Consider the following 25,952-nt stretch of genomic DNA (forward strand, 5'->3'; position numbering starts at 1 on the left):
CGCGCGCGGGTCACTCGAAGAGAGATCCGGTACTGGCGTACTTCGAGACGTAGTTCTTCACCCGCACCTTTCGCGCGGTGTTGTCGCTCGTCATGTAGCGCACCTTGCCGAAGATCTCTCGCTCCGGGCCCCACGCGCGGTCGTAGCGGCCGAGCGTCCACATGATCCCTCCCCATGAGTTCGGATCGCGCCCGTCGAGTCCGTACTTGTTGTTGAGCTCGACCATGATCCGGTGAGCTTCCTGTGGGCTTTCGGCCCAGTGCAGGATCTTCTTGCCCCAGAGCATCCGCAGGTAGTTGTGGATGATCCCGTCGCGGCGCAGCTGGTTCTGCGCCGCGTTCCAGAGTTCGTCGTGGGTCTTCGCCTTTTCGAACTCTTCCAGGCTGTAGACGTGCGGGCGCTTGTCGTCCGCGTGCTCCGCCAGCGTCTTCTTCGCGAAGTCGGGCAGGGATTCGTACTTGCCGTAGTCCTTCGGGCGGTTCTGGCAGGTGTTGAAGCAGACCTCGCGCCAGGTGATGAGTTCGTCGAGGAAGCCCTCGGCCGCGGCGCTCATGCCCCACCAGCCCTCGCGTTTGCCGGTGGCCTTCTGCCCCTCGATGGCGCTCGGATCCCAGCCCTCCTCGTCCGCGACGCGCTGGAAGACCTCGTGGGCCGACACGTGGCCCCAGTGGAGCCAGGGCGAAAGACCGCTCGCGGCGTCCGCTTCCGGCTGGTTCCGATCGAGGTAGTTCTGCAGCCGCTCTTCGATGAAGCGGTCGAGTCGACGGAGGCCTTCCGTCTGGCCGCCCGGGGCGTTCTCGACCGGCGGGACGTCGTGGTCGATCGGCAGATCCGCGAGATCGAGAGCCTCCAGATCGGTGCGCGGGAACTTCTTCTCGAAGCCCGCGGGGAACCCGTCGAAGTCCGGCGGGGGCGAGCCCTTCAGAGGATAGGCGAGCGGCATCTCCAGCAGCGCGTCGTGAACGTCCCGGTGCATCTGCCGACGGAAGTCGTGGGCGCGGGCGAAGGGCTTCTCGATGGAGCGCACGGGGAGGATCCCGCACGAGTCCACGGTCTCCATGCGCACGTCGATGGCCGAGGCCACCATGTCGACCCATTTCGGCAGGTGAAAACAGGGCCAGTGGTCGGTCACGTAGAGGCAGGCCTCCTTGGCCAGGGCCTCGTGAAGACCCTGGCCCGCGTCCTTCTCAGGTTCGACGTACGGGTAGTACTCGATGGGGGTGCTCTCGAAGGTGCCCTGCTGCTCGCGCATGCCGTCGATGGCGAAGGAGTGCATGCGGTCGCTCGCCCAGCGGTAGCTGCAGGAGAGCGCCTCGACGACCACGAGGGGCACCTCGAGATCCCGTGCACGCTGGAGCGCGTGCTGCAGTCCGAAGTGATAGCGGGTGCGCCGCTGGGCGATCATCCAGTAGACGACGTAGCGTCCATCCTCGCGGACGGGCTTGTCATTCGCGACGGCAAGTCTCGAGTCAGGTGCCAGCATGATAAGTGGGGTTCGCGCGGTCGCCCGTCGCAGTTGCGCTGATTCGTAATCTGCGGGGAGTCCAGACCTGAAGGGTGGTGAATCGACGCACTTTTCGGGCGGGGGAGTCGGCGGTCCTGAACCTGGCGGTACTGAATCCGACCCAATGGCGGTACTGAACCCGACCCAAGGCCGCCACGTTTCGAATCGAAGGGTTTGTCCTCGATTCGAAACGTGGCGGTACTGAACCCGACCCAAAGCCGCCACGTTTCGAATCGAAGGGTTTGTCCTCGATTCGAAACGTGGCGGCTTTGGGTCGGGTTCGGTACCGCCAGGTTCGGTACCGCCTGGTTCAGAACCGCCGCGTCGGTTCCAGCTCAGGCGGTGCCCGCGGAATCGCATTCTGTGGCGCACACTCCTAGCCTGCATTATTCACAAGTTTGCTCCACCAGTGCGTTCAAACCGCGGCGTGGCAAGGAAGACGACCGAACGAAGCGGAGGCGGGCCCGTAGGCCCGTCGAGCATTCTGTGAGGGAGCCCGCGAAGCGGGCGGCAGCCAAACGCTGCCGTCTGACGCCGCCACGGCGTGGTTTGGGCGTGCTGGTGGTGCAAACTCGTGAATAATGCAGGCTAGCATGGACCCCATGCCGCTAGCTTCCTTGTCTGTCGAGGGTGGGTTCTCCTGGGTTCCTTGGGTGCTCCTCGGGTCGGTAATGTCGCTCCAGGTCGCTCCTGGGACTCCGCGGCCGCCCCGCCCCAATGTCTTGCTCGTGTATGCCGACGACATGGGCTGGGGCGACCTGGGCGTACAGAACACGGAATCGAAGATCCCCACGCCGAACCTGGACCGCCTGGCGGCGCAGGGGATGCGCTTCACGGATGCTCACAGTTCATCGGGGATCTGCACGCCGAGCCGGTTCGCGCTCTTGACGGGGATGCACCACTGGCGGCGCTTCCACGAGATCGTGAACGCGTTCGGGCCGAGTGTCTTCGTGCCCGAGGATCTGACGATGGCGGAGATGTTCCGGGAGTGCGGCTATGACACGGCATGCATAGGCAAATGGCATCTTGGATGGGACTGGGAGGCTCTTCGAAGGGAGGGGGCGAGCGCTGTCGAAGGAGTCGGTTACGCGCCGGGGGACTTCGATTGGAGCCAGCCGATTCCGGACGGACCGCTGGCGCATGGATTCGACCACTACTTCGGGGATGACGTGCCCAACTTCCCGCCCTACGGGTGGATCCAAGACGACCGGATGGTGACTGCGCCGACCGTGCCGCTCGTGGTGGCACCGAGGCCGACGGAGGGATCGCCCGAAAGCCGTCCGGGGCCGATGGTGGAGGGGTGGCGCCAGGACATGGTGATGCCGCGCTTGACGGCGCGGGTGGTGGAGTGGTTGAAGGAGCCTGTCCGAACGGAGCGTCCGTTCTTCCTCTTCTTTCCGTGGACGTCGCCCCACGCGCCCATCACGCCGGCCGGTGAGTTCCGCGGTACGACGAAAGCGGGGGGCTACGGCGACTTCCTTCACCAGAGCGACGCTCACCTGGGGGAAGTGCTGAACGCCCTGGAAGAGCGCGGCCTGACGGAGAACACGCTGATCGTGTTCACCTCGGACAACGGCCCGGAGGCGTACGCCTACGAGAGAACGCGCGCCGTGAACCACAGAAGCATGGGCCCTCTTCGTGGAGTCAAACGCGACGTGTTCGAAGGGGGCCACCGGGTCCCATTCATCGTGAGCTGGCCAGGCCACATCAAGCCGGGCACTGTCTCGAGCGCTCTGATCTCCCAGGTCGACCTCTTCCGAACCTTCGCGAAGATTCTGAATCACTCCCTCCCTGAGGGGGTCGCGAGGGACAGCCTGGACCAGCTTCCCGTCTGGGAATCCAAGTCCGACTCGATCCGCCAGCATCACGTTCACAACACCTACCCCGGAGTTTGGGCCCTCCGAAAAGACCACTGGCTCTACCTCAACGCAGCGAAGGGAACCCACAACCGAATCCCCGCCTGGTACGCCGCGGAGGAATCGCAAGCGGAATCGGAAGAGGGAGCCTGGCTCTTCGACCTCTCCCAGGACCTTTCCCAAAGGACCAATCTTCTGAAGACCTACCCTACCCTCGCCGCCACGCTGGCCAAGGAGCTGGAGTCCCACCGCGCCAACTGACCTTCCGATGCAACGGACCGCCGTTTCCTGGCGTTACCGAACCCGACCCAAAGCCGCCACGTTTCGATTCGAAAGGTTTCACTTCGAATCGAAACGTGGCGGCTTTGGGTCGGGTTCGGTAGCGCCAGGTTCGGCATTGGCGCCGACGCCCGTCGCGGTTGAGGGCGTTCGCTATCGGGGGCGGTTCTGGAGGATGGAACCGAGCGTGGCCCGGGATCGTGTGAGCCACACGCGGCCAGGGTCCGCGTCAGCGCCCTCTGCCTGCGCCATCGTGCGGATCACCGCGCCCAGGAAGGCCTTGTCGAGTGAATCCAGATCGCGGGGAGCCCGCGCGAATCGTTCGACCAGCAGGGCGCCGAACGGGAGCACCAGCTCATCCGGGCAGGCGATCCAGGCCCTGCGCGTCGTCTCCCGCAGGCGCCGTTCCCAGCGCGCACTCGGAACCCCCAGGTGGCTACCCCCGGGGCTCGACGCAGCCGCGCCCGCGCTGCGCTCCAGTTCGCTCGCGACGCGGGTCCAGCCCATGTAGAGAAGCGTGCTGTCGTTCTCGGTCAAGAGTGCTTCTTCCAGCGCGGACTCCCGATCGGCCGCTCCCGAGGGCGCCGGATCGGCGCGCATCGCCGCGGAGAGCCGCTCGTAGCGAGCCAGGGGGCTGCGCGCGGACGGCGCGGCCGGCCGCGCCTCCTCGATGAGCTGAGCTGCGCCTTTCCAGTCGCCCGCCGCTTCCAGTCGCAGGGCCAGCGCCAGCACGGCTCCTTCGCCCGTCCCTTGGTCTCCTGCTTGCGCGCGGGCCCGAAGGCCCTGGAGTGCGTTTCGTCCCTCGGCGGCGCGCAGGAGCTCTGCACAGAGTCCGTAGCGCTCGAAGCGGGCGCCCGTGACCGGCTCGAGCGCATCCACGCAAACAGGCGCTGACTCGGCCGATGAGAGCACGAGCCAGAGGGGCGCCGCCGCCACGTCGAGCCGCCTCGCCAGCTCGCGATCGCTCGCCGGACCGTCGAGCCAGACCACCACCGGCACGAAGGCGGCGAGCGCGGTTTGCACCTCTCGGTCCTCGAGCGCACCACCCGGTCGAGTCAGCTCGGTACCGACGTTCGCGAACAGCAGGATCAGCTTCGAACCGCGGACGCGCGCGGTGTCGATCGCCTCCTCCCAGTCCGCAGCGCCGAGAAATCCCGGGATCTTTCGCGATTCGACGGCGCGCGGACGGACCTGCGCGTTCCACGCCGATACACCCGCCGCGAGAAAGCCGCAACCGAGGCTGAGGGAAAGCACCGAGAGGGTCCGCATGGACAGAGCGTAACGCTGCGGGTCATCACGGTGGAAGCGCGCCATCGCTTCCTTCAGCGCGGGGAAAGCGGCGTCCGCACGCGGTCCGGAAGAGGGGTAGTTTGTTTCGCCAAAAGTCTCTGCCGCCGAGCCAGGGACGCTGGCCGACGACGAGCGCACCGAGCGACCTACCCATGAAAGAAACGATCCCATCACCCGGCCGCGGCTTTCCCCGCACGCATGTTTCGAGCCCCAAGCGCACCTCGCTATGGACTGCCCGCCTCCGGGGCACGGGCGTCGTTCTCTCGATGGCGGCGATCCTCACGGCGACGGCCTCCGCGCAGTCGCGCGTCACCATGCCCGACGCCATGCCGCTGGACTGGTTCGGCTACGACGTCGCCGCGGACGGGCCGCTCACCGTCGTCGGATCCTGGCGAGATGATGACGCCGGACCGGATACCGGCTCGGCCCACCTGGTCGTTTCCGACTCCAGCGCGAGCGGCACGTACCTGCAGAAGCTGGTCCTCGCCGACGCGACGGCCGGTGACCGTGCAGGTGAGAACGTGGCGATCGGGTCGGGCTACGCGGTCGTCTCCTTTCCCGGGCGTGAGATCGCGCGTTCGGATGGAAGCGTCGTCCACGGCGCCGTGGCCGTGTTTGCGGAGAGCGGCGGCCGCTGGGTCGAGGTCGCGCGGCTCGACGATGCCTCGCGCTCGGACGGCGACCTCTTCGGCATGTCGGTGGCGGTCGAGGGCGAGTTCATCCTCGTGGGAGCACCTAGAGATGACGAGTTTGCGCCGGACGGCGGGGCGGTCTACGTCTTCCGGGGTTCTGGCGGCAACTGGGTGCGCACGCAGAAGATCCGCCCGACAGATATCGGCCAGCACGACTACTTCGGCCACGACCTCGCGATGGCGGGGGATCACGGGGTCGTGAGCGCGTACAACGATGATGATCAGGGCGTGAACGCCGGCGCTGCCTACGTTCTCGACCTCGTGGGAAACAACTGGAGCGTCGGGCAGAAGCTCATGTCCCGTGAAGGGGGAAACTTCGACCTCTTCGGAACCTCGGTCGCCATGGTCGAAGACACGATCATCGTCGGGGCGCCCCAGAACGAAGACGCGGATCCCGAAGCCGTCTCCGACGAGGGCGCGGTCTTCGTGTTCGAGTGGAGCCGCACCATCGGCGAGTGGTACGAGACGATGGCGCTGCGCCCCGGGGATCCAAACCCCCAGCATCGCTTCGGCATCGACGTGGCCATCGGCAACGACCTCATCGTCGTGGGCGCGGCCAACTCGGACGTCGGGGTCTTGAACTCGGGCTCGGCTCACATCTTCCGCCAGCGCAGTCGCGACTGGTTCGAGGTCTCCAGGCACGTCTCGGCAGCCTCGCAGGCCTACGACTACCTCGGCCTCTCGGTGGCGGTCGGCGACCACGTCGTCGTCGGCGTGCCCGGAGCGAACGACGCGCGCGCGGGCGGTGGAGCCATCGACCTGATCGCGATCCCCGACAAGGGCATGGGCTGGGGTCAGACCTTCTGTCACTCCAACGTTCCCGTTGGAGGATTCCAGCGCATGGGCGGGGAGCCGAACAGTCGCGCCGCCTGCGCTCGCCTCACGACGGCGGGAAGCCAGAGCGTTTCCCGCGACGACCTCGTGCTCCGCACCGTCGGGATGCCGCCCGCGACGGCAGGCATCCTCTACCTGGGGCAAAAGCGCGCCAACTACTCGGTTGGCGACGGAACGTTCTGCGTCAGCGCCGGTCGTTCGGGCTACCAGTTCGCCAAGAAGTACTCGAGCGAAGATGGTCGCCTGATCCAGCGGCACCCTATCGGGCGCATCGAAGCCGTCCTGCCGGGGGCGACCAGCTTCATGGTGGGCCAGAAGTTCATCGCGCAGGTCGCCTACTACGACGCGGCGAACAGCGCCTGGAACACGACCAACGCGCTGGAGATCGAGTTCACGAACTGATCGCGCTTATCCCTTCAGGAGGCCCGGGATCAAGCCCGTACTGTCCGAGAACGACTCCTTCTTGACCCCTGCCGCGTGGAGCATCGTCAGGAGCACGTTGCTGAACGGCGTGCTCTCGTCGTAGCGCTCGTAGCGGCCGTGCTGGACGCCCATCGCCCGGCCGCCCACCAGGGCGGTCGGGTAGTTGCGCGCGTTGTGGGTCGTGCTGCAGCAGGCGCCGTAAAGACACAGCGTGTGGTCGAGGAGCGGGCCGTGCTCGTCCTCGACCGTCGCGAGCCGATCGATGAAGTAGCCGAACTGCTGGGCGAACCACTGGTCGTAGCGGCCCCATTCCTCCCAGTGCCCCTCGACGTTGTCGTGGCTGATCGTGTGGTGGCCCTTGTTCAGTCCGAGGGCGATCTTCGGGAAGTTGTCGCCAAAGCCCATGCCGTCTTCGCGGGCCATCATGTAAGTGACGACGCGGGTCAGGTCGGTCTGCAGGGCGAGCACGATCAGATCGAACGTGGCGCGCAGGTAGTCTTTTGCCGCTGTGCGCGGATTCGGATCCAGGTTGAGGTGCTCGGCGCTGAAGGGCTTCATCGGGATGTCGAGCCAGGCTTCGTTGCGCTTGACCTGCTCCTCGACCGCGTTGAGGGACGTGAGGTACTCGTCCATCTTCTCGGTGTCGCGCTTGCCGAGCTGGCGCTTCAGGCGGTGACTGTCCTCCAGCACGAGGTCCACGATCTTCTTTCCCTGTGCGAGGCTCTTCCGGCGCTCCGCCGAGGACTGCTCGCCACCGCGGGCGGAGAAGTAGCGCTCGAAGATCGCGCGCTGGCGATGCTCGGAGGCGATCGGCTTGCCCGTCGGGCCGAAGGAGAGGGTGGAGACCCGCGACTTGTAGCCGACGCCGCCGTCGGTGGAGAGCACGAGGCTCGGGTAGCGCGTGTACTTCTTGAGTTCCTGCGCCGCCACCTGGTCGACGGACATGGTGTTCTTGTACTGATCGAAGCGCACGTCGCCGCCGGTCAGCCACGTGTCGCCCGCGAGGTGCCCGAGAAGCTCGCGGCTCTTGACGTGACTGAGCCCGCCCAGGAACGAGAGCTGGGAGCGATGCTTCTCCAGGGGCTTCAGGACCTCCGTGAGCTGGAAGTCGCGGCCCTGGCCCGAGGGGAACCAGCGCCACTTCGCGTTGGCTGCGTCCTTCTCGTCCGGAAGGCTGCAGCCATTCGGGAAGTAAACGTGCACGAGGCGCCGCGGCGCGCCCGGGTTCTCCGGAGTCGCCCGGCGGGCCGCCGCCGCGGGGAGGGCGTTCTCCATCGCGTGCAGGTACGGCATCGTGACGGCGACGCCCGCCCCGCGGAGGAACGTTCGACGCGAAAGGTGCCAGGACTTGGTTCGTGTCATGTCGGTTAGCGGTGGAACGCGGGGGAGTGGACGATGCCTACGATCACCTTGCGGATGCGGCTACCGTTCGAGCGGACGTTCTGGAGGATGGCGTGGAGGTCATCCTCGTCGGTGAAGGAAACGTCGCGGCCGAGGGCATAGGCGTAAAGGTGCTCGATGACCGACAGCGCGACGTCATCGCGCGCGACGTCGAGAAGGTAGGCCTTGAGCTCGGCCAGGCCGTCGATCGCTGTGCCGTCGGGGAGCGTCGTGCTCGCGTCCACGGGTCGTCCCTTGCGCTCGGGCTCGTAGAGGCCGACGGCGCTGTAGCGCTCGAACGCGACGCCGTAGGGATCGATGCCCGCGTGGCAGTCGCGGCAGGAGGGACTGTTCCGGTGAACCTCGAGCTGCTCCTTGAGCGTCAGCTTCTCGAAGCCGGGCGTGGTTGGATCGAGGCTCGGGACGTTCGGCGGCGGGGGAGGCGGAGGATCGCCGAGGATCCGATCCTTCAGCCAGACGGCGCGCTTGATGGGATGGGGCTGCACGCCGTCCGAGTGGCCCGCGAGGAAGGCGCCCTGGGAGAGGAGCCCGCCACGGCCCGATCCAGGGGGCAGCGCGACGGGCCGGAAGTGCGGCCCGGGCACGCCGTCGATGCCGTAGAACTCGGCGAGGTTCTGATTGAGCATCGCGAAGTCCGAGTCGATCAGCCGCGCGATGGGCAGGTCTTCCTCGATCAGGCGGTCGAGGAAGGCCAGGGTTTCCTCGCGCATGTCGCGCTTCACGAAGCGTGTGAACGCGGGATAGCGATGGGGGTCGATCGTCATCTGCTCCAGGCGATCGAGGCGCAGCCATTCCTCGGCGAACACGTCGAGGAAGCGGCGCCGCCTGGGATCTTCGAGCATGCGCTGGACCTCGGCATCGAGGTGCGTGCGCAGCTCGCCCGCGCGGGCGAGGGATAGGAGCCGTTCGTCCGGGGCGGAGTTCCAGAGGAAGTACGAGAGGCGCGACGCGAGCGACCACTCGTCGATCCGTGGGGCCTCGGTGACGTCACCACCCGGGGCTTCTTCGCCCGCGAGGTCAGGCTCGGTGAGGAACAGGAAGCGAGGGGAGCAGAGGACCGCGATCAGGGCTTCTTTCACCGACTCCTCCAGGGTCGGGTAGTCGGCCCGGATCGATTCCCAGAACTCGACGTAGCGCTCCGTGACCTCGGGCTCCGCAGGGCGCCGGAAGGCGCGGTCCGCGAACCGACCGATCACCCTGCGCGCGTAGTCCGAGTCGCTCTCGGCGTCGGCCCGCGGCACGAAGATGTCCGTGTGCGAGCGCGGCGGCCAGATCGGATGGTAGGGCGCTTCGACCTCGATCGATTCGACGAGCAGCGGGGGCCCCGGCTCCTTGCGGTCCTTCACGAGGTGATCGTTCCAGAGACCCAGCAGCAGGAAGCCCGAGAGGATCTCCGCATCTCCGGATTCAGGCTCCGGGATCGGAAGGTTCTCCAGGCGCCCGTGGAACGTGTACTCACGGAACTCCCCGACGTCTCCTACGACTTCCTGGGGCTCCGCGAACGTGCGGTAGTCCATGCCGTCGTCGGTGCGCGTACCCGCGTAGACCCGCAGGGCCGGGAGGAGTTCCGCCACGCGGGCTTCCAGCTCCTCCCTCTTGCTGCTCTGTGCCACCACGAGCGGATGGTCGGATTCGATCGGCGTGAGGGCGACCTGGCTGAAGCCGGTGAAGAAGGCGCCGCCCAGGGTCATGTGCGTGCTGCCCTTCAGCAGGTAGGCGGCGCCGACGGTGGTGAGGACGCGTGACTCCTGGAGCTGGGCCTCCGACATCGTCGGACGGAGGTCGAGCGTCAGTTTGCCGATCCCGACGCGGATCGACGGCATCGCGTCGGCCGCGACCGGACGGTGAGCGAGATCGATCTGGTAAAAGCCCTCTTCCGGCACCTTGATCCCGAAGCGCGCGTGGCTGGGCTTCGTCACGTCGATCGGAACGAGCGAATCGCCTTCGTTGACGAGGTTCTTTCGCTGGTCCGTCGTGAGCGCGCGCGTGACGATCGTGCCAGGACGCTCGACGATCTCCAGCGTGTCGGGATCCAGCTCGACCATGGGGGCTCGGTCCGGCATGTCCAGAAGGACGACCTTGGCCGAGTCCCACATTTGCCCGCGCGCCGCGCGCACGCGCATGGCGAGATCGCCCGCTTCCGGAAAGACGCGCTGCATCTCCAGCTTGACGTTGGGCGACGGGCCCTGCCAGGCGCCCGGCGCCACTTCCTTGTGGGGAACCGCGCCGTACAGCACCAAGCCGTCCTCCGTGACTCGGAAGCGATCCTGGGCGGATCCGCGTAGCCCGATGCTGATCTTCCGGCGCAGCGCGTCCATGGCTTTCTCTTCGGCATCGGACTTCGGCGTTCGCGGCCTCCCGTCCGCCCCCAGGATTTCGATCACGAAGTGATCCGAGTCGACCGGAACGGACTGGTAGCCGCCGGTCTCAGCGCCCACGTGACCTCGGCCTAGACCCGTTCCGATGCGCACGCGATAGCGCACGGACTCGGGTCGCTCCCCGGTGACGATCGCTTCGTCCAGCGCGGCCCGCGCGATCGCCTGGTACCCTTCGATGTGAAGCGGCGAGGCGAGCAGCACCTCGCCGTTGTTCGTGAACCCGCTCTTGGACCTGGCGTCGCCTGGCAGGCGATCGCCGAAGTTCACGCCGAGGTGCAGGAGGTCCTGGAGCGTGTTCGTGTACTGCGAGCGATTCAGGCGGCGCATGACCGGGCTGGGCGGGCCCGTGCTGGCGCGTCTGGCCGCTTCGAGGCCGTCTTCGATCCAGCTCACGAGCGCGCGGCGCTCGTCGTCGCTGAGCTGCTTCGCCTTCGAGGGCGGCATCTCCGCGCCCTGGACGACATCGAGGGCGTAGTGCCAGTCCTCTGCGTCGTAGCCCTTGACGAAGTCCGGATCCAGTTCGTCCAGCTGAACCCCGCCCTTCTGTTCGCCCGGGCCGTGACACCCGAAGCAGTAGGTGCTGAGGATCGGTCGGATCGTCTCCCGGTAGGTGGTCTGGAGTGTGTCCTCCAGCACGGGAGATGGGGGCCCTTCCATCACGGCGCGACCGATCGCGATGGTCGAGATCACGAGGACGGCGGCGCCCGAGGTTACGCTGGTGAGCATGCGCTCATCTTAGCGGTGCCCGGGCGTGGGCCCAGGGGCTTTCGCGCATTGAGATCGACGCCTGCGCTGGTGCCGGGATTTCGCGCCTGGCGTTGGGGGCAAGACGCTCCCTGGCGCAGACCCCAGGGCTACAGAAACGTGATCGTCACGGCGCCCGAGAGGTTCGAGGTCGGCGCGCCGCCTGGTCCTGCGTCACGATGCCAGAACTGGAAGTTGAACGTTTCGCCGGGCTTGGCTGCGACCGCCCCGGCGCCGCCTGCGGAGGGCAGGGGGATGCTCGTGTTATCCAGCAGGAAGCCCAGCTCGCCGGAGGAGGAGCTGATGCCGATCGAAGCGGAGTAGCGTCCGATGTTCGTGCTGGCGATACAGAGCGTGCCCACGCCACCGCCGACCCCCGCGGCGATGTTGAAGTCGGGGCTGACGAGGAAGTAGCCCAGGACGTTCGGCGGCAATTGCGTGACCTCCAAGGCGACGTCGTTGGCGACCGCGGAGTAGCCGCTCTGGCTCCATGCTTCCAGAACGGAGCCCACGCCCGAAGAGTTGAGCTGGCCGAGGCAGAGGACGCCGCCGTTCGCGGCGACTCGTCGGAAGACGCGTACCTTTCCACTGATGAGGCTGGTTCCGCTGGCGAGCGAGGCGCCCGCTGCGAAGTTGGCGAACCCATCGCCGTTGGCGTCGCCGATGATGCACGCGCCCGAGCCCAGGCCGTCGCGATCCGCTGCGCCGGTGATCCGGAACAGGCGCCTGCCGTCGAACCCGCTGTAGCCGTAGAGCGCACCGCGCGCCAGGCCATTTGCAGCGCCCTTGGCCGTGGGGGCTCCGACGACGAAGTCAGGCAGGCCATCGCCGTCTATGTCTCCGCCGCTGCCGATCGAGCTTCCGAACCCGGAAGGGAGCGGCAGGCCCGCGCGGTCCGACCAACGACGAAGGACCGTGCCGTCTGCACCGGAGAAGATGTACGCGGCGCCGTCCTTCGGCTCCAGGATGGACGCGTCGGGGGCGCCCGCCAGGATGTCGAGGATTCCGTCGCCGTCGAAGTCGCCTGCGGGCGCCACGGCGGCACCCAGTCGCGAGAGAGGGTCACCGTCCGTGAGGGTCAAGAGCGGTGCGCCGTCGAACCCCGAGAAGACTCGAACGCACGATGGGCACGAACCGAGGAGTCCGTCCGGCGAGCCCACGAGCACGTCGGGGACACCGTCACCGTCGAGGTCGCCGAATTCGGAAACGGCCGCGCCGAGGCGCTCGCCGCCCACGCCGAAGTAGGTGCGGATCGGCTGGCCCGTGGCGCCCGAGTAGATCCTGGCGAAGCCGCGCGAGTTGGCCGCGCGCGGGGAGCCGATGACGATGTCGTCACGGCCATCGCCGTTCACATCACCCACGCCGCTCACGGCTCGGCCGAAGTCCTCGTTGATCTGGGCTTCTACCCAGCGGTGGATCAGTGATCCATCGGCCCCCGAAAACGCGTAGACGCTCCCGAAGATCGGAGCGGTTGGATCGGGGTTGGGTGAGCCGACCAGAAGATCGGGGAACCCGTCTCCGTCGAGGTCGCCCGCAGCGTCGAGTGCCGCGCCGAAATGCGTTTCGGCGCTCGACTGTCCGCGCAGCTCATGGAGGACCGAGCCATCGCGACCGGAGAGGACCCGGACGTACGTGGGGGAGCCCGTGCCCAAGGCGCCTGCGAGTGAGGCGGCCATCACATCGGCGTGACCGTCTTGGTTCACGTCGCCCGCAGGACTCACCCTGGCACCGAAGGAATCGAGCGGGCCGCTGCCGGACACTTCGAAGACATCGGTGGTCTGGATCGTGCCGGACTGGGCTCCCCACGCCGTGGTACAGAGGAGAAGCGCTTGGAACGCGGCCGTCATCGGAAGTCGCGGAGGCATGAAGCGAGGCTGGGGAAAGAAAGAGGCGGGCAATATGTCGAGCGGAGGTGAGAGACCGCGATTGTAACCGGCCTGAGAAAAGCACAGGTTCGTGGGTCACGGGTGTGTCTCTGGATCGTTCAACCGGTCCCCTGATGGCTCCCAGAGGCCGATTTCCTCCCGCAGGCTCTGTGCTCTGAAGGAAACGGTCCGGGCCTACGTTCTCCCCGCCACTCCTCCCTCGACCCCATGAATCTCCTCTCGACCCCCTCCAGCACTGCCCGCCAACCCCAGGCCCTCCGTGCTCCGGCCCTCCGCGTTCGGGCTCTCCGTGCTCGGGCCGGCCTGGTCCTGGCCGCCGCAGCCTCCTCCGTCCTGGTCGTCTCTTGCAGCAGCGACGACAGCGACTCGACGCCCCCGCCCGTCCCGAACACCTCGACCGCGTTCACGGCGTCCCTCGACCGTGCCCAGACCACCAACAATGCGACCGTGGGCGCCGCGGTGCGCGTGACCGTGCGCAATGAGGCGCCGATCCTCGGCACCTATCAGACTCCGGTCTGGATCGGCTTGCACGACGGCACGTTCGATCTCTTCGACGATGGCGTCGCGGCTTCCGCTTCCCTCGAGAGGCTCGCCGAAGACGGCGACACCGCCTTCGTGATGGCGGACTTCGATGGGGCATCGGGCACCTACGACCAGGCGCTCATCACCGGCACGTTCGGGCCGGTGGACGGACCGTTCCCGCCCAGGGAAGTCGCTTCGACGACGTTCCGCGTGGACCCCGCCGCTCCGGAATCGCGCTTCCTGTCGTTCGCTTCGATGGTCATCCCGAGCAACGACGCGTTCGTGGCCAACGACGACCCGATGGCGCACCGGATCTTCAGCGACGTCGGCGACTTCGTCGGCGCCGGGTTCACGATTGCTGGAACGGGCGTGCTGGACGCTGGCACCGAGGTCAACGACGAGATGACCTCGTCCACGGCGTTCTTCGGCCAGTCGACGGCGAACACAGGCGCCGACGAGAATGCCAGCATCGGCAGCCACGTGGGCTACCAGCTGGCCGGGCCCATCCTCTCCGACCCGATGTTCGCTGGCGCGGATTTCGCCCGCGCCAGCGGCTACAACGTCCTCAGCGTCGAAATCGACGACGTCAGCTCGTCGATCGCCGAGCCGACGGGATCCGCCATCGCAACGCTCGACGAACCGAACCTCATGCTGACCTTCAGCCTGAGCGTGGCGAACCTCAGCGGCCCGGCGACGCTGCTTCACCTGCATCGTGGTGACGTTGGAGTCGCAGGCGCTGTGGAGGTCGACCTCATGCCCTTCATCGACGTCAACGAAGGGGGCTTGACCACGGCAAGCGGCACCGTGGCGATCACCGCCAGCCAGCTCCAGGCCATGCGCGACGGCAACCTCTACTTCAACCTGCACACCGCCATGAACCCGGCCGGTGAGGTCCGAGGGCAGGTCCGCGCCAACAATGCCGCCACGGCTCCACTGACGACGGCCGCCAACGTGGCGACGCCGATCCTGGGTGAGACCGTACGTTTCACCGTTCAGAACGCGGCTCCGGCGATGGGAACCTTCCAGACTCCGGTCTGGCTCGGGTTCCACGACGGTACGTTCGACATGTTCGACGTCGGCGCGATGGCGAGCGCGGACCTGGAGGTTCTCGCCGAGGACGGCGACGCTGGACCGCTCGGCACCGCCCTGGCCACGGCGGTGACAGGCTCCTTCGCCACCACGCTCATGGGCGCGGCCGGTCCGATTGCGCCGGGTGAACTCGTCACGTGGTCCCGTCGCTTCGATCCCAACGACGCGGCGACCCGGTATCTCTCCTGGGCCACGATGATCCTGCCGAGCAACGACGCCTTCCTCGCCAACGACGGTCCGACGGATCATGAGCTCTTCAACCTGGCCATCTTCAGCGGGACGGACTTCACGGTCGCCGCGGGTGATGCGCTCGACGCTGGCACCGAGATGAACGACGAGGACGAACTGAACGTGCCGTTCCTCGGCGCGGCGACCACGCCGGGTGCGGGGACGGTCACGATGGACAACATCACGGGACACCCGGGCTACATGACGAACGGACCGATCCTGATGGATCCGATGTTCGCCAACGCCGACTTCGCCACGACGACGGGCTACGAGTTCCTCCGCGTCGCGATCTCTTCCGAGACCCCGACGATCCCCGCCAGCGGCGTGGTTTCGATCCGGTTGAGCGGTACGACGGCGACGATCGACGCTTCGGCGTTCCATCTCAGTGGTTCCGCCACCGCCATCGAACTGCGGGATGCGGCCGCCGGTGCGGTGGGCCCGGTCGTCCAGGACCTCACGGGCGACGTGGACGTGAACTCGAACGGTACGATGCAGATCACGACGACCTTCCAGACGGATCAGACGTTCCGCGACGCGCTGAGCGCCGGGACGATCTACTTCCAGGTGAGGACCGCGCTGAACCCTGCCGGCGAGCTGCGCGGTCAGGTCACCGTGGCGCCGCCGCGGTCGTAGGTCCGTGAGAGGAAGCCGGGGAAGGATGCGTTAGCGGATTCTTCCCCGGCTCAGCGTCCTTCCTCGCAGTCTCTTCAGCACGAGCCCGCCATGGACGCCCGTCACGCGGACCCACTCCAGCGATCCCCCTGTCCATTCGCCCAGGCTCAGCACCGCCCAGGTGCCCGTCGAATTCGGAAAGGCCCGCGAGAGCGATCGCTCTCCCGCGGCGGTCGATCCCCCGAGTTCGACCGTCACGTTGGCCCTCGCCTGACCCGGCCCCGCCCGATCCGGCCCCGCCTCGCCGGACCAGTCGACCAGAAGAACGTCGCCGGCGATCACGTCGGCGCCGAGGTCCCGGGACTCCCAGATCACATTCGAATTTCCCCCGTCGACGCGCTTCGGGGCTTCGAGCGTGAGACTGCCCACGTGGTCGATCACGACTTCCACCCCGAGCCGCGCTGCGTGGGCGCCCGCGTCCGTGCCGAACAGCTGGACCTGTCCGCTCCACTCCCTTCCTTCGAGGATCGGCACCCACGCGGTGCCGCCGCCCGCTTCGAACTCGATTGGGATGTCCATCGCTGCGGTCCGGACGCTCCACCGGGAAAGCGTCTCGGAGTCCACGTCCACTCGCAGCTGCACGACGCCATCGCCGCTGGAGAGAATCGAACCCGGAGCCAGGGCGCCCCGTAGCCGGGGACCCTTCTGCGCGACGCCTGCATCGCGGTACACCGGACGCGAGGGCAGCACGCTCGCCGATGCGTGGCCGAGATCGAGCCGCTGGACGATCGATCCGAGCGAGCGCGTGACCTCCGGTCGGCGACGGAAAGCATCGGCGACCTGGAACACGGGGAATTCCAGGAGCAGGACGCGAGGCAGGGAACTCTCATGCTTCCAGCGCTGGAGGAGGATCTCCACGGGCTCGGTGAAGGCCGCGCCGTCCGAGGCCACCTTGACCACGGGCGCCTGAAGCTCCTGCACGACGAGCGGATGGAGCGCGAGGTGCCCGGTGAAGCTCGTACCTGCCAGCGCGACGTCGATGGGTGCACTGCCGGGTGCGCCGGGACCGGCGAGCCCTTGACGGAGTTCCTCGGAGGCCAGGCGGACGCGGTTCAGCGGAGCATCGTTGACGTGGTTCCACGCCGACAGCCCAGGCCAGAGGGAGTGGCCTCGGTAGAAGCCTGCGAAGCGAAGCAGCGCACCGGGCCCCGGTTCCCGGGTGCGAACGAGTTCGATGGGCCCGAGGTCCCCACGAAGATCGGGGAACCGAGCTCCGATGGCCCGGGCCGCGGCTTCCTGGCCACCGACTTCCCAGTGCGTGTCGAGGCGCATGTAGAGCTGCTCGGGAGCCATTCCGTCCCAGGCGCTCAGCAGGTCGATCGTGGGAGCGCCTCCGTCGCGAAGTCGCGCGATGACCTCGGCGTCGAATTGTGGCTGCGGTGTGAATCCCCTCGGCAATCGCGCCGAGCAGGCGACGGACTTTCGGGGGATGGGGAGAAAGCGGAGATCACAGTCGTGGTGCGCCAGCCTTCGCCGCAGCCCGAGCAGGGTGTTCGCGGCGACGGCGGGTGCCTCTCGCAGCGTTCGGGGGTCGAACGCCGCTCGCCGCCGGAGGAATAGCCAGCCGTCGCTCCCTGTCACAAGATCCTTCTTGACCGAGTCGCCCAGCCCGAGCATCGCCAGGGACCACCACGGCCCGAGCGTGACGCGCACGCGCGAACGAGTGCTCGTCTCCTTCTCGATCCATCGAGCGAGCGAGCCATCTCGCAAGGTCTGTCGCCGCTGGGCCGCCGCGTACTCCGCTTTCTCCTGGCCGACGAGTCGGGGCGGAGGGATGGGCCAGACGCGATCGACGAACGCGGTGGCAGCGAGAATCAGGATCGAGAGAATCGCCGTCGCCGTGGGCCATCGCGAGCGAAGGCTCTCGGGCGCGGTCGTGGGGCGGATCAGCTCTTCCATGGTGCGCCTCCGGCGCGCCGGAATTAGACCATGGGAGCCCCGGCTTCGCCGTCACGTCGCTCGCTCTACCCGTTCCCCAAGAGACTCTTTCCATCCTGCTTCGGGAGGGAGACCCGGTCTCGGCCGATGGAAGCCGGATACTGCTGGAGGCCACGGTCTACAACGACGGCGTCGATCAAGACGTCGTGATCGACGCCGTCTTCGACCGGGAACGAACTACTGCGCTCCGTTCGTGAACTCGGCGGTGGAGCAGGTCTTCATTCCGAAGGGGGCGTAGGCAGGGCACCGGCGCGTCAGACCCGTCATCAGGGGGATCGCGCCGAGCGCACCCCACCAGTTCTGCGCGTAGATGCCCCAGCCGATGAGGCCGAGGCCCACCACGATGCGGAGGATGCGGTCGATACCGCCGACGTTGGGTTTCATGGGATGGGTCCTGCGATCGGAGTCGCGAAAGGAGTGAGGAGACGCGTCCATTGTGCGAGCAGACCACCTGCGCTGTGAATACGCACCATGGCCACCCTCGCGCCGGTTCTCCTTCAGCTCGATCCCAGCCGCGCCTCCGCCGCCCGCGCGTGACCGCTGAGCCGCTCCAGCTCCGCCAGGTCGCGCGCGTCCTCTCCGGTCTCCTTGACCGAATCCAGCTCCAGCCACGTTCGCACCCTCAGGAAGGTGAAGACCGAAAGTCCGCCCGAGTACCTCGCTGCTCCGCCGGTGGGGAGCACGTGGTTCGGACCCGCCCCGTAGTCGCCGAAGACCTCCGCCGAACGCTCGCCCAGGAAGGCGGCTCCAAAGTGCTTGAGACTGGCCTTCGCAGAGCGCGGATCCCCGACGCAGAGCTGAAGGTGCTCGGGAGCCAGCTCGTCCACCGCCTTCAGCGCTGCTTCCATCGAATCAGCCACCGCGACGAAGCCGTGCGCGAGCGCCGCGCTCGCAACCTCCCGCGTCGGAAGCTCACCGAGTCGCCTCATCAGGCACGTCTCCACTCGATCCGGCAGCGTCGGATCGGTCGTGATCAGCGCCGGGCGCGCGTCGGGATCGTGCTCCGCCTGGGCCAGAAGGTCTGCCGCGATCAGGTCCGGGTTCGCCGTCTCGTCGGCCAGCACCACGAGCTCCGATGGCCCGGCTGGCAGGTCGATCCCCACCGCGCCGTAGACGATCTGCTTGGCCGCCGTCACCCAGCGATTCCCCGGACCGACGACGAGCGCGACCGGTTCCACGAGCCCCGGCACGCCGTAGCTCATGGCCGCCACCGCCTGGGCGCCGCCCACGCAGAGGAACTGATCGGCTCGCGCGACGTGCGCCGCCGCCAGCGTCACCGGATCCGGAGCGGGCGACGCGACGATCACGCGTTCGACGCCCCCCGCGCGCGCCGTCACCGCGGTCATGAGCACCGACGACGGCAGGGGATACCGACCGCCCGGTGCGTAGCAACCGGCAGCGGCAACGGGCTCGACGTCGTGTCCGGCCCTCCCACCGGGCACCGCCACCTCCAGGGCCGTCAGCGCACCGCGCTGCGCCAGCGCAAACGCGCGGATCCGACCAGCTACGCGTTCCAGCAGCGCCAGAGTCTCCTCCGGAACCGACGCCGCAGCCCGCGCGAGCTCCTCCTTGCCCAGCACCATCGGTGCGCCCGGTGCCAGTCCATCGAGCCGCTCCGCGTGGGAGCGAAGCGCCGCCTCGCCGCCGGTGCGGACCGACTCGGTGATCTCGCGAGCGCTGTCCAGCGTCGCGCGATCGATCGGCGTCGGCGCCGACGCCGCGACCTCGTCGATCGCCACGCGTCGCAGCCGTCGCTGGCCCTCCGGGGGTTGTGCGCTCACGACTTCACCTCCTCTGGCTTCGCGTCGCCCGGGCGACGGGTCAGGATCCTGGCGCGCCGCTCCAGCTCGCGCTCGACGTCGGCGAAGGAGACGCCCGCCTTGGCCATCGCCGTCGCGGCGAAGAACACGACGTCCGCGGCCTCGTGGATCACCTCGGACGTCCCGCGGGCGTCGGCGAGTTCGCCCGCTTCCTCGACGAGCTTCGAGCGCAGGAGTCCCTCGTCGCTGAAGAGTCGCGCCGCGTAGGAGCCCGCTGGCGCCGAGATCCTCCGCCGCGCCAGCGTGGACTCCAGCCGCGCGAGCCCGCGGGCGTCGCCCCAGCAGTCCGCCGTTCCGAGGTGACAGAAACCCTGCCCCGCCTGCCGCACGGTGAAGCGCAGCGCGTCGCGATCGCAGTCGACGTCGATCTTCACGAGTTCCTGCGTCGCGCCCGAGGTCGCCCCCTTCACCCAGAGCCCGCGCTTGCGCGACTCGTAGGCGCCGACGCCGTGCTCGATCGCGTACGCGAGGCTCCTCCGGCTCGACCAGCACAGGCCCAGCGCGCGTCCGGAATCGTCGGCCACGACGGTCGCGATGAGCCCGTCGGCGCGGTCCGTCTTCATCGGCGCGGCGAAGGCATCGCTCAGCTCCAGTGCGCCCGTATAAAGAGCCATGCCGACCTGCGCATCGGCGCCCATCGCATCGAGAGCCGCGACCTCGTCAGCCGACGTCACGCCGCCCGCGACGGTCACGCGTGCGCCTTTCGCGGCCTCGACGAGTGCGCGCACGCGGTGCAGGTCCGTTCCACCCATGCGCCCTTCACGCTCGACGAAGGTCACGAGGAAGCCGCCCACGTGTTCCCGCAGCTCGGCCATCGCTTCGAGCACGCCGCGACCGGTGCCCTTCCGCCAGCCCTCCACCACGATCTCTCCGTCGCGCGCGTCCAGCGCCGCGATCAGCCGCTCCTTCGGCAGCTTCGAGAGCAGCTCTGGCCTGGCTGCGGTGCCGAGGATGATCTTCTCGGCGCCAGCGTCGAGCCAGCGGCGCGCCACTTCCTCGGATCGGATGCCGCCGCCCACGCGGATGGGCGCGCGTCCGCAGAGCTCCTCGATGAGCGCACGGTGGTGGCCGGTCGCCGCCGTCTCCGGCGTGCCGATGGCCGCGTCTAGGTCGATGACGGCCGTTTCTCCCACGCGAGAGAAGCGGTCGAGGAGAGGCCGGGGATCGCCCGCGTCGAGGGCCTTGTCCTCGCCGCCGATGAGCTGGACGGTCGAGCCGCCCTGGAGGTCGATGCTGGGGATGATCATGGTGTGAGGCGAAGGTCGTGCCCGCAGGCGATGAGAGTGCGTTTGACGTCGGCGACGGTCAGCTCGCCGCGGTGGAAGATGGAGGCCGCGAGCACGGCGCTCGCGCCCGCGTCGAAGGCCTCGGCCATGTGTTCGGCGTGGCGCGCGCCGCCGCTGGCGATGATCGGAACGGGGACCGCGCGGCTCAGCTCGCGCAGGAGTTCGAGGTCATAGCCCTCGCCCGTTCCGTCGCGATCCCAGCTCGTCGCCAGGATCTCGCCGATGCCGAACTCAGCCGCCTGGCGCGCCCATTCGATGGCGTCGACTCCCGTCCGCTTCGTCCCGCCGTGCGTGATGATCTCGTAGCGCGTCGGGTCGTCCAGGCGACGGCCGGCGTCGAGCGAGAGCACCGTGCACTGGGCGCCGAGCGAGTCGTGGATCTCACGGAGAAGCTCCGGGCGCGCCAGCGCCGCCGTGTTGACGGCCACCTTGTCGGCGCCCGCGTCCAGAAGCCTCGCCGCATCGGAGAGCGCGCGCACGCCACCGCCGACGGTGAGCGGGATCCCGAGCACCGCGCGCACCGCCGTGACGGTCTCGATCGCGTTCGCGCGGCCCTCGTTGGTGGCCGATACGTCGAGGATGCAGAGCTCGTCTGCGCCCTGCGCTTCATAGGCGGCAGCTCGTTCCACCGGATCGCCGGAGTCGACGAGCCCCTGGAACTTGATGCCCTTGACGACGCGACCGTCGCGGACGTCGAGGCAGGGGATGATGCGCGCGCTCACCATGTCGGGCCTCCCTGCGCGGCGGCCGCGGCCGATGCCGTGCGTGCGGAAGCGAGCCAGCGGCCGAGCAGCGCGGCGCCGTAGGGGCCGGACAGCTCGGGGTGGAACTGGCACGCCAGCACCGAGCCGCGTTCGACGGCCGAGACGAAGGTCGAGCCCTCGTCGGTGCGGGCGACGGTCCAGCCCTCGGCCTCCAGCGCGTCGGCATCGGTGAGACAGAAGGTGTGCGCGAAGTAGGCGTCGCCTTCCTCGAGGAGCCCGACCGCTGGCTCCGGCGCGGATGATTCCAGACCGACGGCGTTCCAGCCGAAGTGGGGGAGCCGCGGCGCGCCCCGCAGTCGCTGGACGTCGATCGGCAGCACGCCGAGCCCGTGGATGCCCGGCGTCTCCTCGCTCGACTGGCAGAGGAGCTGGAGCCCGAGGCACACCGCCAGCGTCGGCCGGTTCTCTGCGATGCGTTCCGCGAGCACGGCATCGAGGCCGCTCTCCCGCAGCGCCCGCATGCCCGCGCCGAAGGAGCCGACGCCCGGCAGCACCACGGCTGCGCCCTCGCGAACGCGCGCGGCGTCGGCGGTCAGCTCCACGTCGGCCCCGAGCCGCCGCAGCGCCGCCGCCACCGACGCGACGTTCGCCACGCCGGTCTTCACCATGTCCACGCGGATCCTGGCATCGGCGGACATCAGAGGCTCCCCTTGGTGCTCGGCACGGTGTCGCTCCCGCTGGACCGCGTCGCCTGACGCAACGCCAGCGCGAGCGCCTTGAACGCTGCCTCTGCCTTGTGGTGATCGTTGTCTCCGCGGAGCACGTCGACGTGGAGCGACATGCGCCCCGCGATGGCGAGCGACTGGAAGAAGTGCGTGATGTTCTCGGTCGCGAGTGTCCCGAGCGACTCGCGGCGGAAGTCGATGTGGACCTCCGGCCAGGGGCGGCCCGAAAGATCGACCACCACGCGGGCGAGCGCCTCGTCGAGCGGCGCGTACGCGCTCCCGAAGCGCACGATCCCGCGGCGCTCGCCGAGCGCCTCGTCGAACGCCTCGCCCAGCACGATGGCGCAGTCCTCGGCGGTGTGGTGGTCATCGATCTCCAGGTCGCCCTGGCAGCTGAGCGCGAGGTCGAAGCGACCGTGCTTCGCGAGCGCCGTCAGCATGTGATCGAGGAATCCGATGCCTGTGGACACGGCCGCCTCGCCCGTTCCGTCGAGGTCGAGCGAGCAGGAGATCGAGGTCTCACGGGTTTTGCGAGAGCGCTCGGCGCGCCTCGGGGGGCCGGTTGGAGGACTGGATGAGGGGGTCATGGGAGGATCTCCAGGAGGTCGGTGGTGCGGTCGAGGACGGTGCCTGCGCCGCTGTGGCGGAGGACGCGGCGTGCGGGTTCGGGATCGTCTTCGCCGAGCGGCGGTGCGAGGACGCCGACGGGGAGAACGTTCGCTCCGCGAGCGCTCCGGAGGTCGTCCGGGGTGTCGCCGAGGAGCCAGGCGCGGCGGACGCCGAGGCGCTCCAGCGCGAGGCGCGTGGGCGCGGGATCGGGCTTCAGCGGCGCGTCGTCGCGCGTGATCACCACGTCGAAGAGGTCCGCGATGCCGTGCAGCTCCAGGAAGTACATGGCGTCGGCGAGCGGTCGACCCGTCACGATGCCGAGTTTCCAGGACGCCGCGATCTTCCGCAGCGTGTCACGGCCCAGAAGGAGCGTCTCGGTGGCCTTCAAACCGGGCGTTTCTTCGGTGCCCTGGTACAGCGCTTCGAAGCGGGCGGTGACCTCCTCGAGGTTCGCGGCGACGCCCGCGGCCTCCAGCAGTCGCTGCGTGACGCGCCAGTCATCGTTGGCATTGCCCTCGCTCTTGAGGGTCTCGATGTCGTCGCCCGACACGGTCACGCCGTAGCGCCTGGCCGTCTCGATGATGGCGCGGCGGTAGGAGCCCGAGACGTCGACCAGCACGCCGTCCATGTCGAAGAGGATCGCCTCGGGCCGCTCGATGGTGAGCAGGGCGGAGCGAAGTCTTTCGAACTGTGCGGGATCGCCGGGGCAGGTGATGCGGAGCGCGTCGGCGGCGCTCGCCGCCGCATTCTCGGCGGGGAACGACCGAACCGCGATGCCGAGTCCCGTCAGCAGCTCCACGACGATCCTCGCGCGCGCGCCCTCGGCGTAGACGAAGTTGCCGTCGCTCGCGAACGATTCGAAGCCGAGTTCTTCCAGAAGATCGCGGAGTTCCGCGCGCTCCTGGCGGACCTGGCGCACGAAGGGAGCCACGTCCGCGTCGAAGCGCACGGCCGCTGCCGCGAGCGACGGCGAGGCGCAGGGGTACGGGTTGCCGGCCGCGCGGAGCGCCTCGATCACGTCGGGTTCTCCCAGGACGTAGCCGACGCGTAGGCCGGCGCACCCATAGGCCTTGGAGAACGTCCGTAGAACGACGGTGTTGGGCAGCGACAGCGCGTCGAGGCTGAGGTCACGGCTGGCGAACTCCGCATAGGCGCAGTCGACGATGACGAGGGCGTGCGGCGCGCCTTCGGAGACCGCCGCGAGGTCCTCGGGCGTGGCGATGCCGCCGGTCGGGTTGTTGGGGCTCACCATCGCGACGAGCGACGTGCGCTCGGTCACCGCCGCCAGGACCGCCTGGGTCGGATAGGGCGTGCCCGCAGGCCAGTCGACCGTCACGACCGTGCCGCCCGCGAGGCGAGCGTAGCGCTCGATCATCACGAACGTAGGCGTCGGGAGCACGATTTCGCGGCCCTCGGCGAGGTACGCGAGCGCGAGCCGCAGGAGCCCATCGTCCGCGCCGGCCGTGACGAGGACGCTGGCCTCTTCCACGGCGTACCGTTGCGCGATCTGCGTCACCAGCGCATCGGTGCTCGGGTAGCGGTCGAGCGCCGCGGAGTCGAAGCGGAGGGCCGCGTTCGAAGCATCCTCGGGCGCGCGGCCTTCGTTGCCGGCGAGCCACAGATCCGTGGGGGCGAGCGGTGCGTGGACGCGATACGCGGAGGCGACGCCGGGATTGGGTGTGGGGCCGAATCGGCGGATCGCTCTCTCGGGGTCAGCGGTGGAGGACGACATCACGAGACCAGCTGGCTGACGTTGGAGATGCAGATGTCGGCGCCGCCGAGTTCCTTGAGCCTCGGCACGAGCGCCGCGATGTCCTTCCTCGGAACGGCGGCGCGCACGGCGAAGCCCGCTTCGCCGCGCAGGGTCGAAATCGTCGGCTGGCGCATGCACGGAAGCACGTCGAGGACCGCGTCCAGGTCGCCGGCGCCGACGTTGAGCTCCAGCATCACGCGGGAGCGCGCGTCGAGCACCGAAACGAGCAGCATGACCAGCTGGTCGAGGCGTGCGCGCTTCGCCGGGTCGGCGGCGGCGTCCTGGCTGGCGAAGAGCCGCGTCGAGGAGCGCAGCACCTCGTCGATGATCACGAGGCCGTTGGCGCGCAGGGTCGAGCCGGTCGAGGTGTTGTCGACGATGAGGTCCGCGTCCTCGGGAGGGAAGACCTCGGTGGCGCCGTAGGTACGGAGAACCGTGGCGTCGAGGGAAGAGCGCTCGACCCAGCGCTCGGCCAGTTCGACGTACTCGGAGGCCACCACGAGGCGGCGACCGCCGAGGCCGCGCTCGGGGAGCTTGCCGTCGGCGTCGAGGAGCTCCATGGGTGCGGCCGCGACGATGCGCACGGGATTGAGGCCGGTGTCGAGGAGTTCGACGAGAGGGGCTCGCTTTTCGATGGCCCAGTCGGCCCCCGCGAAGCCCACGTCCCGGGCGCCGGCGTCGAGCATCTCGACGACGTTCTGGGGCTTCAGCAGTTTGGCCTCGGTGTTCTCCAGGGATACCGAGGGGCGATAGGCGCGGTCGCCGAGGTCCACGCGGATTCCAGCCTCGTCGAGGAGTTCAAGGATGCCGGCCTGGAGCCTCCCCTTGGGGAGCGCGAGCCGCAGCGCGGCACTCGACGGAATGGAAGAGGGGCTGCCTGCGCCAGGATCTCCTGGGCGGGCGTCGGCGGTGGCCTGGGGCCTGGCGGTGGGTGGGGTCACGATGGGGGCTCTCCTGGGGGAAAGCCAGCGCCTGTGGACCGGACCGCGCTTCGAAGGACTCGCCTACGACAACACGCCCGCTCCAGAGGAGCCGGCGTGTGATTCGAAACGTCTCTCTTAGATACGCGAAATCAGCACCAGGCTCCTCGGGGAGCATGATGATGATGCATCAGGGAAGTCTCGATGGGACGGAACATTCTTCCGCAGAGAATAGGTGAAACGCGCCATGGCGCAACCCAATCGCGGGAAAATCCATGTTCAAGGAACGTCACTGTCTGGCCAGAGAGACTCACCTTCGGACGATAGGTGTAGTGTGCAAAGGAGTGATTCATCACTCCAGGAAGGTCATGCTGCTCCTGCGAAGTCCCTCGGTTTTGG

17 protein-coding genes are annotated in these 25,952 nt (G+C 68.3%); 3 read left to right on the forward strand and 14 right to left on the reverse strand.

From position 1 onward, the window contains the following. Positions 1-10 precede the first annotated feature (10 nt). Entirely contained in the window at positions 11-1,483 is a 1,473-nt protein-coding gene (locus Poly30_RS07235) for a cryptochrome/DNA photolyase family protein (RefSeq protein ID WP_145195757.1), read from the reverse strand. A 623-nt stretch (positions 1,484-2,106) separates the two neighbouring features. Between Poly30_RS07235 and Poly30_RS07240 the strand changes: the two genes are divergently transcribed. After that, positions 2,107-3,621, forward strand: a complete 1,515-nt coding sequence (locus Poly30_RS07240) for a sulfatase family protein (RefSeq protein ID WP_419191079.1) — start codon at positions 2,107-2,109, stop codon at positions 3,619-3,621. A gap of 171 nt (positions 3,622-3,792) precedes the next feature. On the opposite strand, the gene Poly30_RS07245 is transcribed toward Poly30_RS07240, so the two are convergent. Beyond that, on the reverse strand, positions 3,793-4,908 hold the full coding sequence (locus tag Poly30_RS07245; protein WP_145195759.1) for a hypothetical protein: 1,116 nt from the start codon (positions 4,906-4,908) through the stop codon (positions 3,793-3,795). A 173-nt stretch (positions 4,909-5,081) separates the two neighbouring features. On the opposite strand from Poly30_RS07245, the gene Poly30_RS07250 reads away from it, so the two are divergent. Next, positions 5,082-6,857, forward strand: coding sequence for an FG-GAP repeat protein (locus Poly30_RS07250; RefSeq protein ID WP_145195761.1), 1,776 nt, complete (start codon positions 5,082-5,084; stop codon positions 6,855-6,857). Positions 6,858-6,863: 6 nt separating this feature from the next. On the opposite strand, the gene Poly30_RS07255 is transcribed toward Poly30_RS07250, so the two are convergent. The 3 genes from Poly30_RS07255 to Poly30_RS07265 all read right to left on the reverse strand — a co-directional run bounded on the left by Poly30_RS07255 (position 6,864) and on the right by Poly30_RS07265 (position 13,266). Beyond that, positions 6,864-8,240 (reverse strand): DUF1552 domain-containing protein, encoded by a 1,377-nt coding sequence (locus tag Poly30_RS07255; protein WP_145195763.1) that lies wholly within the window; start codon positions 8,238-8,240, stop codon positions 6,864-6,866. Positions 8,241-8,245: 5 nt separating this feature from the next. Further along, positions 8,246-11,383, reverse strand: a complete 3,138-nt coding sequence (locus Poly30_RS07260) for a DUF1592 domain-containing protein (RefSeq protein ID WP_145195765.1) — start codon at positions 11,381-11,383, stop codon at positions 8,246-8,248. 128 nt (positions 11,384-11,511) lie between these two features. Beyond that, the gene (locus Poly30_RS07265) at positions 11,512-13,266 is read right to left on the reverse strand and encodes an FG-GAP-like repeat-containing protein (protein WP_145195767.1); all 1,755 of its coding nucleotides are present in this window, start codon (positions 13,264-13,266) and stop codon (positions 11,512-11,514) included. Positions 13,267-13,494: 228 nt separating this feature from the next. On the opposite strand from Poly30_RS07265, the gene Poly30_RS07270 reads away from it, so the two are divergent. Beyond that, on the forward strand, positions 13,495-15,759 hold the full coding sequence (locus tag Poly30_RS07270) for a spondin domain-containing protein (RefSeq protein WP_145195769.1): 2,265 nt from the start codon (positions 13,495-13,497) through the stop codon (positions 15,757-15,759). Positions 15,760-15,789: 30 nt separating this feature from the next. On the opposite strand, the gene Poly30_RS07275 is transcribed toward Poly30_RS07270, so the two are convergent. The 9 genes from Poly30_RS07275 to hisG all read right to left on the reverse strand — a co-directional run bounded on the left by Poly30_RS07275 (position 15,790) and on the right by hisG (position 25,574). After that, a complete protein-coding gene (locus Poly30_RS07275) occupies positions 15,790-17,697 on the reverse strand; it encodes an alginate O-acetyltransferase AlgX-related protein (RefSeq protein ID WP_145195771.1) in 1,908 nt (635 codons plus the stop codon). Positions 17,698-17,913: 216 nt separating this feature from the next. Continuing rightward, a complete protein-coding gene (locus tag Poly30_RS07280; protein ID WP_145195774.1) occupies positions 17,914-18,120 on the reverse strand; it encodes a YgaP family membrane protein in 207 nt (68 codons plus the stop codon). Positions 18,121-18,233: 113 nt separating this feature from the next. Next, a complete protein-coding gene (gene hisD, locus Poly30_RS07285) occupies positions 18,234-19,517 on the reverse strand; it encodes a histidinol dehydrogenase (RefSeq protein ID WP_145195776.1) in 1,284 nt (427 codons plus the stop codon). Further along, positions 19,514-20,803 carry a phosphoribosyl-ATP diphosphatase gene (gene hisE / locus Poly30_RS07290; RefSeq protein ID WP_145195778.1) on the reverse strand — a complete coding sequence of 430 codons (1,290 nt, stop codon included), beginning with the start codon at positions 20,801-20,803 and terminating at the stop codon, positions 19,514-19,516. Before hisE ends, hisD begins: the two co-directional genes overlap by 4 nt. Further along, positions 20,800-21,567, reverse strand: a complete 768-nt coding sequence (gene hisF / locus Poly30_RS07295) for an imidazole glycerol phosphate synthase subunit HisF (RefSeq protein ID WP_145195780.1) — start codon at positions 21,565-21,567, stop codon at positions 20,800-20,802. The genes hisE and hisF overlap by 4 nt, the downstream gene beginning before the upstream one ends. Beyond that, positions 21,561-22,244, reverse strand: coding sequence for an imidazole glycerol phosphate synthase subunit HisH (gene hisH / locus Poly30_RS07300; protein WP_145195782.1), 684 nt, complete (start codon positions 22,242-22,244; stop codon positions 21,561-21,563). Before hisH ends, hisF begins: the two co-directional genes overlap by 7 nt. Continuing rightward, positions 22,244-22,858 carry an imidazoleglycerol-phosphate dehydratase HisB gene (gene hisB / locus Poly30_RS07305; protein WP_145195784.1) on the reverse strand — a complete coding sequence of 205 codons (615 nt, stop codon included), beginning with the start codon at positions 22,856-22,858 and terminating at the stop codon, positions 22,244-22,246. Before hisB ends, hisH begins: the two co-directional genes overlap by 1 nt. Next, positions 22,855-24,612: a TIGR01548 family HAD-type hydrolase gene (locus tag Poly30_RS07310; RefSeq protein ID WP_145195786.1), complete on the reverse strand. Its 1,758-nt coding sequence runs from the start codon at positions 24,610-24,612 to the stop codon at positions 22,855-22,857. The genes hisB and Poly30_RS07310 overlap by 4 nt, the downstream gene beginning before the upstream one ends. Beyond that, positions 24,612-25,574: an ATP phosphoribosyltransferase gene (hisG, locus tag Poly30_RS07315; RefSeq protein WP_419191080.1), complete on the reverse strand. Its 963-nt coding sequence runs from the start codon at positions 25,572-25,574 to the stop codon at positions 24,612-24,614. The genes Poly30_RS07310 and hisG overlap by 1 nt, the downstream gene beginning before the upstream one ends. Positions 25,575-25,952 lie beyond the last annotated feature (378 nt).

This window comes from Saltatorellus ferox (genome assembly GCA_007751475.1).
Classification (GTDB): Bacteria; Planctomycetota; UBA1135; order UBA1135.

Excerpts from the sequence above, each read along its gene's own strand:
- Poly30_RS07235 (WP_145195757.1), bottom strand. The coding sequence starts at position 1,483 with ATGCTGGCACCTGACTCGAGACTTGCCGTCGCGAATGACAAGCCCGTC.
- Poly30_RS07240 (WP_419191079.1), top strand. The coding sequence starts at position 2,107 with ATGCCGCTAGCTTCCTTGTCTGTCGAGGGTGGGTTCTCCTGGGTTCCT.
- Poly30_RS07245 (WP_145195759.1), bottom strand. The coding sequence starts at position 4,908 with ATGCGGACCCTCTCGGTGCTTTCCCTCAGCCTCGGTTGCGGCTTTCTC.
- Poly30_RS07250 (WP_145195761.1), top strand. The coding sequence starts at position 5,082 with ATGAAAGAAACGATCCCATCACCCGGCCGCGGCTTTCCCCGCACGCAT.
- Poly30_RS07255 (WP_145195763.1), bottom strand. The coding sequence starts at position 8,240 with ATGACACGAACCAAGTCCTGGCACCTTTCGCGTCGAACGTTCCTCCGC.
- Poly30_RS07260 (WP_145195765.1), bottom strand. The coding sequence starts at position 11,383 with ATGCTCACCAGCGTAACCTCGGGCGCCGCCGTCCTCGTGATCTCGACC.
- Poly30_RS07265 (WP_145195767.1), bottom strand. The coding sequence starts at position 13,266 with ATGCCTCCGCGACTTCCGATGACGGCCGCGTTCCAAGCGCTTCTCCTC.
- Poly30_RS07270 (WP_145195769.1), top strand. The coding sequence starts at position 13,495 with ATGAATCTCCTCTCGACCCCCTCCAGCACTGCCCGCCAACCCCAGGCC.
- Poly30_RS07275 (WP_145195771.1), bottom strand. The coding sequence starts at position 17,697 with ATGGAAGAGCTGATCCGCCCCACGACCGCGCCCGAGAGCCTTCGCTCG.
- Poly30_RS07280 (WP_145195774.1), bottom strand. The coding sequence starts at position 18,120 with ATGAAACCCAACGTCGGCGGTATCGACCGCATCCTCCGCATCGTGGTG.
- hisE (WP_145195778.1), bottom strand. The coding sequence starts at position 20,803 with ATGATCATCCCCAGCATCGACCTCCAGGGCGGCTCGACCGTCCAGCTC.
- hisF (WP_145195780.1), bottom strand. The coding sequence starts at position 21,567 with ATGGTGAGCGCGCGCATCATCCCCTGCCTCGACGTCCGCGACGGTCGC.
- hisH (WP_145195782.1), bottom strand. The coding sequence starts at position 22,244 with ATGTCCGCCGATGCCAGGATCCGCGTGGACATGGTGAAGACCGGCGTG.
- hisB (WP_145195784.1), bottom strand. The coding sequence starts at position 22,858 with ATGACCCCCTCATCCAGTCCTCCAACCGGCCCCCCGAGGCGCGCCGAG.
- Poly30_RS07310 (WP_145195786.1), bottom strand. The coding sequence starts at position 24,612 with ATGTCGTCCTCCACCGCTGACCCCGAGAGAGCGATCCGCCGATTCGGC.